At 54.8% G+C, this 16182-nt stretch carries 13 protein-coding genes and 1 tRNA gene; 11 read left to right on the top strand and 3 right to left on the bottom strand.

Annotated features, from left to right (window positions below):
* Positions 1 to 8: 8 nt before the first annotated feature.
* From Q2J34_RS03950 to hemG, 6 genes are all read left to right on the top strand, one after another.
* Entirely contained in the window at positions 9 to 1946 is a 1938-nt protein-coding gene (locus Q2J34_RS03950) for a peptidase U32 family protein (protein ID WP_298886423.1), read from the top strand.
* Between the two features lie 483 nt (positions 1947 to 2429).
* A complete protein-coding gene (locus Q2J34_RS03945; RefSeq protein WP_298886426.1) occupies positions 2430 to 3539 on the top strand; it encodes a DUF4831 family protein in 1110 nt (369 codons plus the stop codon).
* Between the two features lie 39 nt (positions 3540 to 3578).
* A complete protein-coding gene (locus Q2J34_RS03940) occupies positions 3579 to 5618 on the top strand; it encodes a peptide MFS transporter (protein ID WP_298886429.1) in 2040 nt (679 codons plus the stop codon).
* 143 nt (positions 5619 to 5761) lie between these two features.
* Positions 5762 to 6766 carry a biotin synthase BioB gene (gene bioB / locus Q2J34_RS03935; protein WP_298886433.1) on the top strand — a complete coding sequence of 335 codons (1005 nt, stop codon included), beginning with the start codon at positions 5762 to 5764 and terminating at the stop codon, positions 6764 to 6766.
* A gap of 3 nt (positions 6767 to 6769) precedes the next feature.
* Entirely contained in the window at positions 6770 to 8083 is a 1314-nt protein-coding gene (gene bioA, locus Q2J34_RS03930) for an adenosylmethionine--8-amino-7-oxononanoate transaminase (protein WP_298886436.1), read from the top strand.
* Between the two features lie 12 nt (positions 8084 to 8095).
* Entirely contained in the window at positions 8096 to 9469 is a 1374-nt protein-coding gene (hemG, locus tag Q2J34_RS03925) for a protoporphyrinogen oxidase (protein WP_298886439.1), read from the top strand.
* Here the strand turns inward: hemG and aroC are convergent.
* Together aroC and Q2J34_RS03915 are read right to left on the bottom strand one after the other, a co-directional pair.
* Positions 9446 to 10534 carry a chorismate synthase gene (aroC, locus tag Q2J34_RS03920; protein ID WP_298886441.1) on the bottom strand — a complete coding sequence of 363 codons (1089 nt, stop codon included), beginning with the start codon at positions 10532 to 10534 and terminating at the stop codon, positions 9446 to 9448. The genes hemG and aroC overlap by 24 nt on opposite strands.
* Before the next feature lie 11 nt (positions 10535 to 10545).
* Positions 10546 to 11109, bottom strand: coding sequence for an FKBP-type peptidyl-prolyl cis-trans isomerase (locus tag Q2J34_RS03915; protein ID WP_298886443.1), 564 nt, complete (start codon positions 11107 to 11109; stop codon positions 10546 to 10548).
* Between the two features lie 443 nt (positions 11110 to 11552).
* Here Q2J34_RS03915 and Q2J34_RS03910 point away from each other — a divergent pair, with 443 nt between their 5' ends.
* Positions 11553 to 11816 (top strand): type B 50S ribosomal protein L31, encoded by a 264-nt coding sequence (locus Q2J34_RS03910; protein WP_004330764.1) that lies wholly within the window; start codon positions 11553 to 11555, stop codon positions 11814 to 11816.
* A 426-nt stretch (positions 11817 to 12242) separates the two neighbouring features.
* On the opposite strand, the gene Q2J34_RS03905 is transcribed toward Q2J34_RS03910, so the two are convergent.
* Positions 12243 to 12314, bottom strand: a tRNA-Met gene (locus Q2J34_RS03905).
* Positions 12315 to 12478: 164 nt separating this feature from the next.
* Between Q2J34_RS03905 and Q2J34_RS03900 the strand changes: the two genes are divergently transcribed.
* From Q2J34_RS03900 to Q2J34_RS03885, 4 genes are all read left to right on the top strand, one after another.
* On the top strand, positions 12479 to 12847 hold the full coding sequence (locus Q2J34_RS03900; protein ID WP_300969324.1) for a hypothetical protein: 369 nt from the start codon (positions 12479 to 12481) through the stop codon (positions 12845 to 12847).
* Entirely contained in the window at positions 12847 to 13179 is a 333-nt protein-coding gene (locus Q2J34_RS03895; RefSeq protein ID WP_298886449.1) for a cell division protein ZapA, read from the top strand. The genes Q2J34_RS03900 and Q2J34_RS03895 overlap by 1 nt, the downstream gene beginning before the upstream one ends.
* A 173-nt stretch (positions 13180 to 13352) precedes the next feature.
* Positions 13353 to 14981 carry a ribonuclease Y gene (gene rny, locus Q2J34_RS03890; RefSeq protein WP_374044565.1) on the top strand — a complete coding sequence of 543 codons (1629 nt, stop codon included), beginning with the start codon at positions 13353 to 13355 and terminating at the stop codon, positions 14979 to 14981.
* A gap of 112 nt (positions 14982 to 15093) precedes the next feature.
* Positions 15094 to 16179: an LptF/LptG family permease gene (locus Q2J34_RS03885; protein ID WP_298886455.1), complete on the top strand. Its 1086-nt coding sequence runs from the start codon at positions 15094 to 15096 to the stop codon at positions 16177 to 16179.
* The last annotated feature ends 3 nt before the right edge of the window (positions 16180 to 16182 follow it).

Genomic DNA, 16182 nt, shown 5'->3' with positions numbered 1-16182 from the left:
TAGCTCCGTTGACTACACTACGCGACATAGAGCTCTTGGCTCCAGCCTCCTCGCTCGAGGGTGGTCTGGTGGCACTCTCGGCGGGTGCCGATGCGGTCTACGTAGGCGCTCCTCAGTATGGTGCTAGGAGTGCTGTCGGGGTCTCGCTCGAAGATATACGGCAACTCTGCGATGCAGCTCACAGCTATGCCGCACGAGTCTATGTAGCGCTCAATACGATCCTCACTGATAGTCAATTAACGCACGCCGTCGAGATGGCGCATCAGCTCTACGAGGCGGGCGCAGACGCACTCATCATACAGGATCTCGGACTACTCACCCAGGAGCTACCGCCTATCCCGCTACACGCTAGCACGCAGTGCCATAATCACTCGCTAGAGCAGCTGCAGATGCTCTCCGATCTAGGCTTCGAGCAGGCTGTCTTGCCACGCGAGTGGAGCTGTCAGGACATTGTGGCGGTGCGCGACAAGACCCCGCTGCGACTAGAGGCGTTCGTCCATGGGGCACTCTGCGTCTCTTACAGTGGTCGCTGCTTTATCTCCGAGGCACTCTCGCAGCGCAGTGCCAATCGGGGGCAATGCGCTCAGTACTGCCGCATGACTTATGATCTCGTCGATGCTCAGGGACAAAAGCTACGCCAGGGCGAGCACCTACTCTCTCTGAAAGATCTCAACCGCACCGAGATCATCGAAGAGATGATCGATGCGGGCGTCAGCTCCTTCAAGGTGGAGGGGCGACTCAAGGCGATCCCTTACGTGCGCAACGTCATCGCCCACTATCGTAGAGTGCTAGACGAGATCTTGACTCGTCGTAGTGGCGAGTTGCGACGTCCCTCATGGGGAGTGGCGGAGTACACCTTCACGCCGCAGCCTGAGGCGACCTTTGCCCGCCCCTTTACTAGCTACAATACGCCCCTCGGTTCGCCTATTCCTACCGACAGCATCACACCCTTTAGCAGCAAAAGCCTCGGTCAGCCGATCGGTACGGTAATCCAGAGCCGAGGCAAAGAGCTAGAGATAGCACTCCTGAGCGACGACATCATGCTCGCTAATGGCGACGGGGTGGTCGCTTACGCTATCGACAAGAAGCTCATCGGAGCACAGATCAACCAAGTGACGCCCGCTAGGCGAGCAGGACACTATCGTCTGCGTCTCTCCCAAGCGCTAGAACTGCCACAGGGGTCGACGCTCTGGCGCAACCTCAATCATCTCCTAGAGGCTCAGCTCCTACGCCCCGATGCCTCTACCCGCACTATACCGGTGTCGCTACATCTGGAGGCAACGCCCGACCGGCTCGCACTACAAATGCAACTCACGGAGGCACCCGACCTGTCGATCACACGTAGCCGATCGGTCACGCTAGAGCCTGCGCAGCGAGACAATACGGCTCACGTAGAGCGCACCCTTCGCAAGCTCGGCGACACACCATACAGAGCTACAGAGGTGACCATAAAGTTATACGGACTCTTCGTCCCGCCCTCGCTCGTTGCGGAGCTGCGACGAGAGCTCGCGGAGGAGCTGCAGCGTCAATGCATCGCTCTAGCACTACAGCGCAGAGATGCCATCGGTAAGCCACTACAGCAGAAGCGCATCGACCGACTCCACACGCCAGACCCTACGGCACGTCAGCGGTATGGTCTGCCCGACACGCTAGACTTCACCTACAATGTGGCCAATGAGTCGGCACGTCAGCTCTACCGCCAGCTAGGCGTCTCAGGGAGCATCGCTCCCGCCCTCGAGGTTGAGCGTCCCGAGGGATCAATCCCCGTGATGTTTACCCGTCACTGCCTACTGCATCAGCTCGGCTACTGTACACGGACGGGGCGCAAGCCACCCTTTGCGTTGCCACTCTATCTAGTCCGTGGGCGAGATCGGCTGCGCGTCGCAAACGACTGTCGCCACTGCATGATGACCCTGTGGCTAGATTCTCCTCAAACTAATCTCTGATCTCTAACTTCTAACCCCTAGCACCTTTACATATCTTTACGGGGGAAATCGTCCGATTCCCTCCTTTCTCGAATATCCACGTGGTAAATCTCAAATCTCCACGTGGATATTTTTTATTTTCCACGTGGGCGCGAAATAAAACTTCGGAGGAATGAAATGAAACTTCGGAAGAATCAAATGAAACTTCGGAGGAATTTTTTATTCTCCACGTGGGCATTTCGAAATATCCACGTGGAAATCACTTTTCCCCGACACCGACTCGTATCGATATGTAGTCAACTCTAAATTATTGCAGCGATCTGACGTCGAATTTGCCCAGTTTTTTTTGAGGGGGGTTGCTGTTGGCTAGAGCTACCGGAGTAATCGGATCTATCGGAGCCATCGGAGTAATCGGAGTGCTAGTGCCAACAGCTAACTTCTAACTTCTGATCTCTAATCTCTTTTTCGTATCTTTGTCCCAAGTCTATTTTTCACTGGTAGATTATGCACAGACCTAAGACCCCTACCCGACTAATTAGATGGGTACTTGCGATGACGATGGTGTGGCTCACGAGCTGCGCTAGTCGTCAGGCGACTGTGACTCCGTACGTGGCTGACGAACAGCCTGCGAACGGGGTCGTTTACTATCTACCGAAGACACAACTACGTATACACTTTGTTATCTCAGAGGAGCAGTTTGAGCCTGGTGCACTGGTCGCTTACGCTTCTAGGTATCTAGGTGAGAGCTATGCGACGCAGCCCACGACACGCTACCAGATAGAGCGTGTGGCGATGCACGCTCATGGCGTACCCGACACGACACAGAGCTATCTGATCCAGTCGGTGGCGACACCCTCTGTCGAGCAGCTGGTGGCACTAACGCCCGAAGGGCTGCTCTACTCACTCCACGGCAAGGCGTACAAGCCCTCCACGACAGACTACCTCGCGGACTATCCTAAGGGGGTAACCCAACAGGAGGCTAGCCAGGCACTGCCTCAAGAGTATGCCCTAGCGACCTCACGTGCCAAGCAGGCTGAGGTGGCGGCCAGTAGACTCTTCGAGCTACGAGAGCGCCGTGTGGAGCTGCTCTCGGGTCAAGTCGAGACGATGCCGTGCGACGGGCCAGCACTCAAGATGGTTCTAGACGGACTGGACAAAGAGATAGCAGCACTGCAGGCACTCTTCGCTGGTCGTACTACGAGACGATACTACGAGGAGATCGTGGACGTACCCATTGACGAGCCGGCCTCACAGCAGGTGGTGGCTCGCTTTGCGCCACAGTACGGCTTGGTCGACAAGGCAGATCTCTCGGGAGCTCCTATATACATAAGTGTCGAGGCACTAGATCATCCCACGCAGCAGAGCGATGCGGAACTACATAAGTTGACCAAGAGCAAGGCACTGCGCTACATCGAGCCAGGACGAGCTCGTGTAGCACTACAGCTGCCCGAGCGGAGCCAGGCGATCATGCTAGAGTTCTCGGTGGCGCAGTGGGGGCGTACAGCACTCCTAGAGCACAAGCTCGGTGCTGACAAGCTAGGCCAGCTGCCCTACACGATATACTTCGACCTCACGAGTGGCTCTATCAAGCTGATCGAGCTACCGCAGCAATGAATAACTTGAAAAATACTAATCTATAAACGAACCATTCATATGGAAAATAAACACCCCAAGGGGCTTATCGTATTGGCCCTAACGAACATGGGAGAGCGCTTCGGCTACTACACGATGCTAGCCATATTGACGCTCTACCTACAGGCGAAGTTCGGCTTCTCCTCGGCAACGACTAGTATGCTGTATGGGACCTTCCTAGCGCTGGTCTACTTCCTCCCAATCTTCGGTGGTATCATAGCTGATAAATGGCTCGGATATGGTAAGACCATCTTTACAGGTGTCACGATCATGTTCGCTGGTTACCTCCTCCTGGGGCTACCTTTTGGCTCTGGAAGTGCAGGTATCACGATCATGCTCTTGTCCCTCTTCCTGATTGCTGCTGGTACGGGACTCTTCAAGGGTAACCTACAGGCACTCGTGGGTAAGATCTATGACGACCCACGCTACTCTAAGGGACGTGATATGGCGTTCTCTATCTTCTACATGTTCATCAATATCGGTGCCTTCTTTGCTCCTAGCATGGGTAACTGGATTACGAACAATGTACTAGCTAAGGAGAACTACTTCTACGATGCAACCGTTCCTGCAAACTACAATAAGCTCAACGACGAGACGGTCGATGCTGACGCCTTTATCGCAGAGCTACAAGCTAAGCACCCTGAGTATGCTCAGCTGACGGCTGAGGAGCAGGCTCAAAAGATCTCAGCTGCTAAGAAGAAGGCTGGCGTCATGTTCCCCGAGGACGAGGCACAGGTTCTTCACGACCTACGTATAGCAGCTCTCCGCCAGTATACTAAAGCTGGGCTAGTGAGTGATCCTCAACTGCAGATCACAGATGCCGACCATGAGATCCTCATCAGTCGCAATGCTAAGGACGAACCAGCCAAGTTTGCTATCAATGAGCGCGTGGCTATGCTGCAGATCCCAGCTGAGTGGACGGCTGATCTAAACAACAAGCTCAATGCGGAGCGTGAAGACAGAGGTGAAGCAGCTCAAGAGTTAAGCTTCGAGCGTGCCTTCGGTGAGCACTATGTGTCGACGACCTTGTCACAATCTTATAGTCTCTCGTTCTTTGTGGCTTGTATCAGCTTGATCATATCTATCTTGGTCTTCGTACTCTGTCGTAAGACCTGGAAGGCAGCAGACGTAACCGTCAAGCAAGCTAAGGCTATGGCAGCACAGGGCGACAGCTCAGCGCATGTCGTCGAGATGTCTAAGGCTGAGGTTAAGGAGCGTCTCATCGCACTAGGACTGGTCTTCTTCGTTGTGATCTTCTTCTGGATGGCTTTCCACCAGAACGGCTTGACGATGACCTTCTTCGCACGAGACTATACCGTATCACGTGTAGACGCTGCGGGCTATATGCCGTTTAGTCTACTGATGCTGATACCTTTCATCTGCTTCATGTACGGTATTTATCTCTCTACCTTCGGACTACTAGGCGGTAAGAAGAATGTCAAGACAGGCTTAATCCTCGTTGTGCTAGGTATCGCTGGTCTCGCTGGTGGATACTTCGTAGACATCAAGCCTATCGGTGATGCTCTGAGAAACATTACACCTCAGATCTTCCAGCAGTTCAACCCATTCTTCATCATCCTGCTAACGCCTATCACGGTAGGTCTCTTTGGTTACCTAGCCAGTCGTGGTAAGGAGCCCTCAGCTCCTCGCAAGATAGGTATCGGTATGCTCCTAGCAGCTGTTGGATTCTGCGTACTACTGCTTCCAACGATTATGTACGCACTACCCGCTCCTGCTCATATCCATGGTACCAGTGATACGCTCGTATCGCCTAATTGGCTGATCGGCACCTACTTCGTACTGACACTTGCGGAGCTCTTCCTTAGCCCGATGGGTCTTTCCTTCGTCTCTAAGGTAGCTCCTCCACAGTACGCTGGTCTTATGCAGGGTGGCTGGCTCGCAGCAACCGCTATAGGTAACCTGCTCGTCGGCGTGATGGGCTCTCTCTGGGACAAGATGCCTATGGGCTGGTTCTGGGGCGTGCTAATCATCTGCTGTCTACTCTCTGCCGCTTTCATATTTGCTGTTATGAAGCGACTCGAGCGCGCTACGGCAGACTAAAGAGGCTGTACTATGAGATAACAGTCTCCAACAAAAGACTGTATCAATTCTCCACCAATAACGATGGACGTATCGCAGACTCCTTTACTAAGCAAGGGGTGGGCGATGCGTCCATTCGATTATAGATATACAATAGAATGCTCATGAGACCTTTATCAGACATCGTTACCTCTCTCTGCTCTTCCGATCCCGTGGAGGTAACACAAGAAGAAGCACTCCAACTCGCCAAAGAAGCAACTAGCGAGGCTCTCTACGAGGCAGCCCACCGCGTGACGCGGCACTGTATGGGAGACGCTTTCGACACTTGCTCGATCATCAACGTCAAGAGCGGACACTGCTCCGAGGATTGTCACTGGTGTGCGCAGAGTGCTCACTACCATACGCAAGCGGAGGCCTATCCGCTGCTGGATGTCGAGCCGTGCGTGGATGAGTCACGAGCCAATCGTCAGGCGGGCATCGGGCGCATCGCACTCGTGGCCAGTGGACGCGGACAGAGTGATCGGGAGATAGAGCGTATCGCGCAGCACTATGAGGCGATGCACCAGGCGAGCGACATCAAGCTTTGCGCCTCTATGGGACTGCTAACGAAGGAGCAGCTCCGACGCCTGCACGAGGCGGGTGTCACCACCTATCACTGCAATCTAGAGAGTGCTCCGTCACACTTTCCCAAGCTCTGCACGACCCACACGCAGGCAGAGAAAGAGCAGACCATTCGTTGGGCTCGGGAGGTAGGGCTGCAAGTTTGCTCGGGAGGGATCATCGGCATGGGCGAGACGATGGCACAGCGCATCGAGTTCGCCTGCTATCTCCGTTCGCTCGCCATACGCTCCATACCTATTAATATACTCCAGCCGATCGCTGGGACGCCACTAGCCGACGAGCCTCGCCTGACGGACGAGGAGTATCTGCGCACGGTGGCACTCTTTCGTCTGATCAATCCGACGGCTTTCCTGCGCTTTAGTGGGGGGCGGCTGAGGCTTTCGCCAGAGGTGATGCGCCAAGCTATGTACATCGGCATCAATAGTGCCATCACGGGCGACATGCTGACGACCAGCGGTATGCAGGCGCGCGAAGATATGCAGCTCATCGCCGAGATGGGCTATCGCAATACCAACGAAAAGGATTGGCGTACCGAAGAAACCGCTTAAACTATGAAGCAATACGACCCAACAGTCCAGCAAGCCTTAGAGTGGGATCACAAGCACCTGTGGCATCCCTACACATCAACAGAAGATCCGCTACCAGTCTACCCCGTATCACACGCCGAGGGGGTACGCATCTACCTAGCCGACGGCACAGAGCTGATCGACGGCATGAGCTCCTGGTGGTGCGCTGTGCATGGGTACAACCACCCTGTGCTCAATGCTGCCGTGGAGACGCAGATAGGGAAGATGAGCCACGTCATGTTTGGCGGGCTAACGCATCAGCCAGCCATAGCACTAGGCGAGGAACTCCTGAAAATGCTTCCCGATGGCTTTGATTGGATCTTCTACGCAGACAGCGGTTCGGTGGCTGTCGAGGTGGCGCTCAAGATGGCGATCCAGTACCAGCAGTCCCTCGGTGAGACGCAGCGAGACCACTTCGTCACCATTCGTCGAGGCTACCACGGCGACACCTGGCACGCTATGAGCGTCTGCGACCCTGTCACGGGGATGCATAGTATCTTCGGCACGGCACTACCACAACAACACTTCCTCGCACCGCCCTCGGTCAAGTGGGGCGAGCCGTGGCGTGACGATGCTATGGAGCCTCTCCGTCAAGTGCTCGCTCAGCACGGCGAGCAGATCGCAGCACTCATCTTAGAGCCTATCGTGCAGGGAGCCGGCGGTATGTACTTCTACCATCCCAACTACCTCGTGGAGGCACGCAAGCTGTGCGATCAGTATGGCGTGCTGCTCATCTTCGACGAGATAGCCACAGGCTTCGGACGTACGGGACGTATGTTTGCGATGGAGCATGCGGGCGTCTTGCCCGACATCGTCACCCTCGGCAAGGCACTCACGGGAGGCTATATGACGCTCTCCGCCATTGTCACGACGCAGCGCGTCGCTGAGACCGTTTGCCGTGGTGAGGCGGGCTGCTTTATGCACGGCCCCACATTTATGGCCAACCCTCTGGCTTGCTCCGTAGCTCTCGCCAGCCTGCAGCTCCTGCAGCGGGAACCAACGCTAGAGCGTGTTGCCAAGATCGAGGCGCAACTGAAGCGTGAGCTAGCACCCGCCAGCACCTTCGCAGGGGTCACTGAGGTGCGCGTCCTCGGCACTATCGGCGTGATCGAGCTAGATGAGCCGGTCGATATGGCCTTTATGCAGCGACGCTTTGTGGAGCTTGGCATCTGGGTACGACCTTTCGGCCGGCTCTGCTACATCATGCCCCCATACATTATCCAACCCGACGAACTCTCCCAGCTCACCGCAGGCTTGCTCACGGTCGTCCAGGAGATGGTCACGAGACAATCACGATAAAAGTCACGCAGTATGAAACAAACGATAGTCATTGGCGCAGGTATCACAGGTCTCACCACGGCACTCTACCTACGGAAAGCGGGACTGCCCGTACTCGTCCTCGAGGAGGCGGAGCGCGCAGGTGGACAAATCCGCACTTTGCAGGAGGAGGGCTACACCTTCGAGACGGGACCTAACACAGGGTCGATATCTTTTCCCGAAGTTGCCGAGCTCTTTGCGCTCTTGCCCTCAGGCTACGAGGCCGCCACACCAGCGGGCAACTGTCGATACATTTATAAGAAAGAACGGCTGCACCAGCTCCCTTCGGGTCCTTGGAGCGGGCTCACGACACCACTCTTTACGCTAGGCGATAAGTTTCGCCTGCTCGGTGAGCCGTGGCGCAAGAAAGGCAACGATCCCTACGAGTCTGTCGGCTCTCTTGCGAAGCGACGTCTAGGCAAGAGCTTCCTGCAGTATGCCGTCGACCCCTTCGTCGGGGGCATCTACGCCGGCGATCCGATGAAGCTAGAGACCCGCCACGCACTCCCCAAGCTCTACAACCTAGAGCAGGAGTATGGGAGCTTCATTCGTGGAGCTATGGCAAAAGCCAAAGAGCCCAAGAGCGACCGTGATCGCCTAGCCACCAAAGAGGTCTACTCAGCACGTCACGGACTGGAGACAATGATCCACGAGATGGTCGAGCAGATCGGCACGGAGCATGTCCGCACGGGAGCCCTCGTCACCTCAGTCAGACAGGGGGCTGCAGGCGACTGGCTTGTCACCTACCAGCAAGGCGGAGAGCTACACGAAGTCTCAGCCGAGCAGGTGGTCTCGACCGTAGGTGCCCACGCCTTGGCGAGCTTCCTCGGCGAAACCCTCCCAGACGAACTCTTATCGCCCATTACAAGTCTCTACTATGCGCCGATCGTCGAGGTGGCTGTCGGCTTTGACCATAAGGTCAGCAACTATCGTGGCTTCGGTGCGCTCATGCCTTCGTCAGAGCCGGTGGACATCCTCGGGATTCTCTTCCCGTCCGACTGCTTTGCCGACCGTACACCGACCAGCGAAGGGGTACTCTACAGCATCTTCATGGGAGGCGCACGACGCCCCGACTTAATCGATATGGAAGAGAAAGAGCTACAAGCTTTGGCACTCAAAGATCTCTACAAAGTGCTCGACATCGACCCACGCATAGTGCCTAGTATGGTGCATATCTCGCGCCACCGCCATGCGATCCCGCAGTACGGTGCCGACAGCGAGAGACGCTGCGCAGCCATTGCGGAGGTAGAGCATCGTTACCCGGGGCTCATCATTGCGGGCAATTGTCGGGATGGTATCGGTATGGCGCACCGCATCACGCAAGGCACGCAGGTCGCCCAGCAACTAATCGCCGACAGCAATCAGTAGGTCGGCAAGAGTCAGAGTCACCATCGACTGCACGACAGGCACCGCCCGTAGTGCTATGCACGGGTCGTGACGACCCGTGAAGGTATGTGTCACGCTCTCTCCATCGGTCGTGAGCGTCTGCTGCGGACGGGCAATGGTAGGGGTCGGCTTAAACGCTACCTTCATCACCAGATCCTGTCCCGTCGTGATCCCGCCGAGCGCACCGCCATTGTGATTGCTGCCGAAGGTCACCATACCCGTATCGCTCATCGCGAGCAATTCGTCTAGCACGGCACTACCCCGCTGCCCCGCTAGGTCAAAGCCATCGCCAAAGGCAAAAGCACGACTCCCCGGTATGCTCATCACGGCATAGCTCAGGAGTGCTGGTATACGGTTAAATACGGGGTTTCCAAGGCCTGCAGGCACACCACGCACCACACAGCCCACGACACCGCCCACGCTGTCTCGATCAGCTTGTACCTTAGTCAGGTAAGTGGCTATCTCCTCATCTAGTGTCTCATCAGGACAGTAGCAGAGGCGGTCATAAGTATGCTCTAAGGGGTAGGTCGTGTAGTCGCCAGCTAGCGACAGAGTACCCACCTGCTGTATGAAAGCCTGCACCGTGACGCCTCGCTCCTGCTCTAACCATTGCTGAGCAATGGCTCCCGCCACCACGCGAGCGACCGTCTCACGACCACTCGACCGACCTCCACCAGGCTGTGGCTCGAGACCATACTTAAGCCAGTAAGTCAGGTCGGCATGATTTGCTCTAAAGGGTTTTCCTAGCTCACTCGTGGCGGTGGCGTAGTCTTGCGAGCGAGCATCCTTGTTTTGTATCACGAAGGCTATCGGACTCCCCAGCGTCCGTCCCTCGTCAGTCAAGCCTGAGAGCCAGACCACTTCGTCTGGCTCTCGGCGTTTTGTCGTAGATCGTGAGTAGCCCGGACGACGTAGGTTGACAAAGTGCTGCACAGCCTCCCGATCGATCCGGAAGCTCGCAGGCATACCATCGAGGATTCCCCCCATGGCCACTCCGTGCGACTCCCCAAAGGTGGTCAGTCGCAGATGCCGTCCGAAGCTATTCATCGTGTGATTGCTTAGTGGCAACCGCTACAGCAAGAGCAACCACCCTCGTGATCGTCGCCGTCGCAGCAACCGCCCGCATGGCCCGAGAACTGTGCCGTCAGTCTCTGACGATCCTCCTCAGTGGCAGGACGTGCCTCTAGGACAGATCCGATGAAGTGTAGCGTCTGACCAGCCAGCGGGTGGTTAAAGTCCATCGTCACCGTATCGTCGGTGATCTTCTCGACGATGCCAACCAGCTGATTGCCTTGGTTGTCGAGCATAGGGACAGCATTGCCCTCGAAAACGACATCTGAGTGGAATTCGCCCTTCTCGTTTTTGAAGAGATCCTTCTCCAGCTCCAGGATGTAAGCGTCAGAGACCTCTCCATACGCCTCCTCGGGCTTGAGGGTAAAGTCAAACTTGTCGCCAGGCTCTAGTCCCATCAGTTGCTTCTCGAAAGCCTCCAGTAGAAATCCAGCTCCGACGATCAGAGCTAGAGGAGCCTCGGGAGTAGCCTTCTCGACGATGTCTCCCTTTCCTTCACCTGTGTAGAGTTCGTATTCGCAGGTTACGTAGCTATCTTTTGTAATCTTCATGTTAGGTATACTTTGTTCGTGATAAAATGCGGTTCAGGCACCGCAGCGACTGTCACATCGCATCGGTGCTACCGCAAAGGTACGAATTTAGAGATTAGAGACTAGGGGTTAGAGGTTAGAGACTAGAGATTAGGGGTTAGAGGTTAGAGACTAGAGAGCGGAGTCCCGATGGCTCCGATAGCTCTGATAGCTCCGATCACTCCAGCTAACAGCCAAGACCCAGATTCTGAAGATTCAGATATTTATTGTACCTTTGCCCTCCGAAGCTTATCTCCCAAGTGTGAGCAGCTCACCGATTGCTACTTGATCGAGACAAGCCCTTGCGGTATCCACGTGGTGCTAGACGAGAGGAAGGCCTTTCGCTAGCCCTCTTTCACTACTATTTAGGAGGAAGGAGAGCCACGCCCCTGCAAGATTATTAACTACTTAAACGCAACAAAGCAATGAAAAAGGATCTACATCCTGAGAATTACCGTCCAGTGGCATTCAAAGATATGTCCAATGACGAAGTCTTCATCACGAAGAGTACTGCCAACGCTAAGGAGACTATCGAGATCGATGGCGAGACCTATCCGCTCATCAAGATAGAGATCTCCAATACGTCTCACCCCTTCTACACGGGCAAGGCTAAGCTCGTTGATACGGCAGGACGTGTCGATAAGTTCATGAGCCGCTACGGCAATCGTGGTAAGAAGGCTGATAAGTAAGCCACATATCGCAGTCTGAGAGCACCGTCTGCGTCTCTCGGCTTCACCTAAATCACAAAGCACGCTACAGACCCTTGAGAGGGGTGTGTAGCGTGCTTTTCGTATCTGGAGGCTGTTGCATAAAGGCGAATCGCTGTGTTGCTTTCGGGATTCGCCTTCGGTCACATACCGAGGTATGCTTCCTTCAGACCTCATCCTCAGCATCTTGCGCTTCATCCTTTCTGCAAAGTCTTCTGCAAAGTCAGGACAATCTTGCTCGCAAGATTGTGAGACTGTTGACTTTTGCAACAGTCTCATCTGACAGCTTTTGTCCGCAAACTCCTAAAGCGACGGCTGTCCCATTCCTCTTCGCCCCGCTCAGCGCACACCATAGCGTATGGACAACAAAAAAGACGCACCCCAAATGAGGAATGCGTCTATCATTAGTTGCGGAGACAGGACTCGAACCTGTGACCTTTGGGTTATGAGCCCAACGAGCTACCACTGCTCCACTCCGCGATCGTTTGTACCTGCAAAGGTACGAAGAATATCTGAGACCGCCAAACGCCAACCCGACCTTCAACTCCGCAAACCGCATTACAAACGGCCAACTCCTGTTTTGGAGATGCTGGGGTAGGTGTGTGGAGGTGTCGTTGCGGGGCAGGGTGCGACAAAATCTTGGGATGAGTCTTTTTTTTCTGTACCTTTGTGATACACATGGTGACGAAATGACGCACGACGAGCAACTACAGGTGGATGCACTCTACCAGAATGCTCTGCGACTCATCGAGCAGCGTGATGCGCTGCAACAAGAGATAGAGGCGCAGCGCAGGGAGATAGCAGACCTCAAGGCACGGCTCAGTGAGCGGTGTGATGAGCTGGAGGGACTCGAGAGTCGCAACCGGCAACTCTTGATGGCGCGTGCGCTTATCGTCAGTGGTACTGATATGGGCATCGCTAAGGAGCGACTGTCTCAGATGATCAAACGAATGGACCAAAGTATAGCTCTCCTAGAGCTACAACATAGTACAGCTACAACTCAGCCTCACTAATGGCACAGATGGATCTGCATAGCACTAAACCAGAGCATCGTCAGGACGAGATGCAGAGTATCACGCTACTTGTCGATGGTATCGCTATCCCCATCGATGTGCCACGCAGCGAGGAGCCTTACTATCGTCGTGCACAGCATACGATATCGGCTCTCGTCAAGAAGTATCGTGCAGCCTACCCGCAACCTGCGGAGAGCGATGAGCAGTTGCACTGGCTTATGGCGGCTGTGGATATAGCCGTACAGTGTGAGGTACTCAAGGAGAGTAATGACACGACAGAGCTGCTGAAGCGTCTCTCTGAGGTAAATAGCCTACTAAAGCGACAGTTGTAGGCTGCGGGAGGACGTCTCTTTCCTTTGTTAGCAAGGACTGGATGTATAGCTGGGATCCACGCGTTTGACCACTAGGACTTCTCTCATTAGGGTGAGTCTGTATCTCTACCGATCATGTCAGAGACATTGTGACGGATTAGATATACACACTTTAGTGATAACGATTTATGGAGATTAGCATATACCTACTGATACTATTCATATTATTAGCCCTCGTCGTAGGCGGTGGAGCCGTATGGCTTGCCGTGATGCGCCTCTACAAGCAGAGAGCGGAGCGCATCCTAAAAGAGGCCCAGGAGAGTGCCGACCAGGTTATCCTCGAGGCTCATAAGACTAAAAAGAAGGAGCTACATGAGGCTGACAGCATCTTAGAGAAAGCTAAGCAGGATGCTGAGATAATTAAGCAACAGAAGGTGATCGAGGCTAAGGAATACGCCTTGCAGCTCAAAGGGGAGCTGGAGGAGCGTTTGGCCGATCGCACGGCTCAGGTACAGAGCCGAGAGACTACCCTACAGCAGCTCGAGCAGACGCTCACAGCACGTACCAAGCAGCTGGAAGATGCCTCGACTGACCTAGAGCGTGAGCGCAAGCAGATGGCTCAGCAGGAGCAGTTAGTCGCTCAGAAGCAAGAGGAGCTAAGCGCCGCCATCCTCACACAGCAAGCTAAGCTGGAGGAGATAGGTGGCCTATCCGCAGCGCAAGCTCGCGAGCAGCTCATCGAGTCCCTACGCCTAGAGGCTCGTGATCAGGCGGCTGCCTACACCGCAGAGGTGATCGAAGAGGCTAAGATGAATGCTTCGCAAGAAGCTCGACGACTGATCGTAGCGACGATACAGCGTATCGCTACGGAGACCTCGGTAGAGAACTCTGTCTCTGTCTTTCACATAGACAATGACGAGGTCAAGGGACGCATCATCGGTCGTGAGGGGCGTAACATACGCGCTCTAGAGGCTGCCACGGGTGTGGAGATCATCGTAGATGATACGCCAGAGGCTATCGTGCTCTCAGCCTTTGACCCAGTGCGCCGCGAGATAGCTCGTCTAGCTCTGCACCAGTTGGTACAGGACGGACGTATACACCCGGCTCGCATTGAGGAGGTGGTAGATCGTGTGAGCAAGCAGATCGAGGAGGAGATCATCGAGACGGGCAAGCGGACGATCATCGACCTCGGTATACATGGTATGCACCCTGAGCTGGTACGTCTGGTGGGTAAGATGAAGTATCGCTCGTCTTATGGGCAAAACCTCCTGCAGCATGCGCGTGAGACGGCCAATCTCTGTGCGGCGATGGCCTCTGAGCTGGGGCTTAATGCTAAGAAAGCTCGTCGTGCAGGCTTGCTACACGACATTGGCAAGGTGTCTGACGAGGAGCCTGAGCTACCACACGCTATACTCGGCATGAAGATCTGTGAGAAGTACAAGGAGAAGCCCGACATCTGCAACGCCGTCGGTGCTCACCATGAGGAGGTGGAGATGGAGACGCTCCTCGCCCCTATCGTGCAGATCTGTGACTCGATAAGCGGTGCTAGACCAGGGGCTCGTCACGAGATCGTCGAGGCATACATCAAGCGTCTCAAAGACCTCGAGCAGCTGGCACTCTCTTATCCAGGCGTGGTCAAGACCTACGCGATCCAAGCGGGTCGTGAGCTGCGTGTCATCGTCGGTGCCGATGAGATCGACGATCAGGCTACCGAGACGCTCTCGGCAGATATCGCTCACAAGATACAGACCGAGATGACCTACCCAGGACAGGTCAAGATTACGGTGATCCGTGAGACTCGTGCCGTGAGCTATGCTAAGTAGTGAGCTTATGACCAGCTCTAGTATCGATCTATACCATAGTACAAGCCCCCGGAAGGTGATCCTCCCGAGGTCTCAAGCTACGATATAAAGAGTCAAACGTCTAGAAAGGCAGATGCGTCGCAAGGTAATCTCTACGGTCGATAGGTACGTCTTTACCCAGTTTCTGGCCACCTATTTCTTCTCCATTGTCCTGATCTTGGCCGTGGCGATAGCCTTCGACGTAACCGAAAAGCTAGACAGTCTTTTACAGCCGGAGGTCCCACTACGAGCCATCATTTGGGACTACTATGCGAACTTCGTTCCTTACTATGCGAACCTCTTTAGTCCGCTCTTTGTCTTCATAGCGGTCATCTACGTCACGTCGCGTCTAGCAGAGAATAGTGAGATCATAGCCATCCTGAGCTGCGGTGTGAGCTTCCGTAGGCTTCTCAAGCCGTACATGATGGGCGCTGCCGTGATCGCGATACTGACTTTCCTCTTGAGTAGCTTCGTCATACCGCCGGGGAATCGCATCAGGATAGACTTTCAGAATAAGTATATCAAGGACAAGCGCATCACCTACGCCAATGCGATCCAGATGCAGGTGGCGCCCGAGACCTTTATGTTTATGTCTTATTACAATGATGAGAGCAAGGTCGGGTACACCTTTTCGATGGATCGCTTTGAGGGCAAAGATCTCAAGAGTCGCGTGATAGCGAATAGTATCGTCTACGACACCCTCCACAACTGGCAGCTGGAGGACTATACGATTACATACTTTGGCGAGAGGCAAGACTCGCTCCGTAGGGGCAATCAGCTAGACACCATCATACCGATCACGCCCAAGGACTTTCTCGTCACCGAGGGGGATGTCGAGATGCTCACCACGCCACAGCTATACCACACGATCGAGCAGCAACGTATGAGAGGAGCTGCGACACAGCTCTACGCTATCGAGCTACACAAGCGCATAGCGATGATCCCCGCCTCCTTCATACTAACGCTCATGGGCGTCTCGCTCTCGGCTCGCAAGCGCAAGGGCGGCATGGGGCTAGCCCTCGCGGTGGGACTGTCGCTCAGCTTCCTCTACATCCTCTTCATGACGGTCACCTCCTCCTTTGCAGTCACGGGAGCCATGTCGCCAATGGTCGCAGCTTGGTTACCAAACTTGGTTTACCTAGCCATCTCCTTCGTACTCTACCGTCTTGCACCGCGCTAGTGA

This window comes from Porphyromonas vaginalis (genome assembly GCF_958301595.1).
In the GTDB taxonomy this organism is placed as follows: domain Bacteria; phylum Bacteroidota; class Bacteroidia; order Bacteroidales; family Porphyromonadaceae; genus Porphyromonas; species Porphyromonas vaginalis.
Note: the sequence above shows the minus strand (reverse complement) of the source record. Positions and strands in the feature narration are given on the sequence as shown.

Excerpts from the sequence above, each read along its gene's own strand:
- Q2J34_RS03945 (WP_298886426.1), top strand. The coding sequence starts at position 2,430 with ATGCACAGACCTAAGACCCCTACCCGACTAATTAGATGGGTACTTGCG.
- Q2J34_RS03940 (WP_298886429.1), top strand. The coding sequence starts at position 3,579 with ATGGAAAATAAACACCCCAAGGGGCTTATCGTATTGGCCCTAACGAAC.
- bioB (WP_298886433.1), top strand. The coding sequence starts at position 5,762 with ATGAGACCTTTATCAGACATCGTTACCTCTCTCTGCTCTTCCGATCCC.
- bioA (WP_298886436.1), top strand. The coding sequence starts at position 6,770 with ATGAAGCAATACGACCCAACAGTCCAGCAAGCCTTAGAGTGGGATCAC.
- hemG (WP_298886439.1), top strand. The coding sequence starts at position 8,096 with ATGAAACAAACGATAGTCATTGGCGCAGGTATCACAGGTCTCACCACG.
- aroC (WP_298886441.1), bottom strand. The coding sequence starts at position 10,534 with ATGAATAGCTTCGGACGGCATCTGCGACTGACCACCTTTGGGGAGTCG.
- Q2J34_RS03915 (WP_298886443.1), bottom strand. The coding sequence starts at position 11,109 with ATGAAGATTACAAAAGATAGCTACGTAACCTGCGAATACGAACTCTAC.
- Q2J34_RS03910 (WP_004330764.1), top strand. The coding sequence starts at position 11,553 with ATGAAAAAGGATCTACATCCTGAGAATTACCGTCCAGTGGCATTCAAA.
- Q2J34_RS03900 (WP_300969324.1), top strand. The coding sequence starts at position 12,479 with ATGAGTCTTTTTTTTCTGTACCTTTGTGATACACATGGTGACGAAATG.
- Q2J34_RS03895 (WP_298886449.1), top strand. The coding sequence starts at position 12,847 with ATGGCACAGATGGATCTGCATAGCACTAAACCAGAGCATCGTCAGGAC.
- Q2J34_RS03885 (WP_298886455.1), top strand. The coding sequence starts at position 15,094 with ATGCGTCGCAAGGTAATCTCTACGGTCGATAGGTACGTCTTTACCCAG.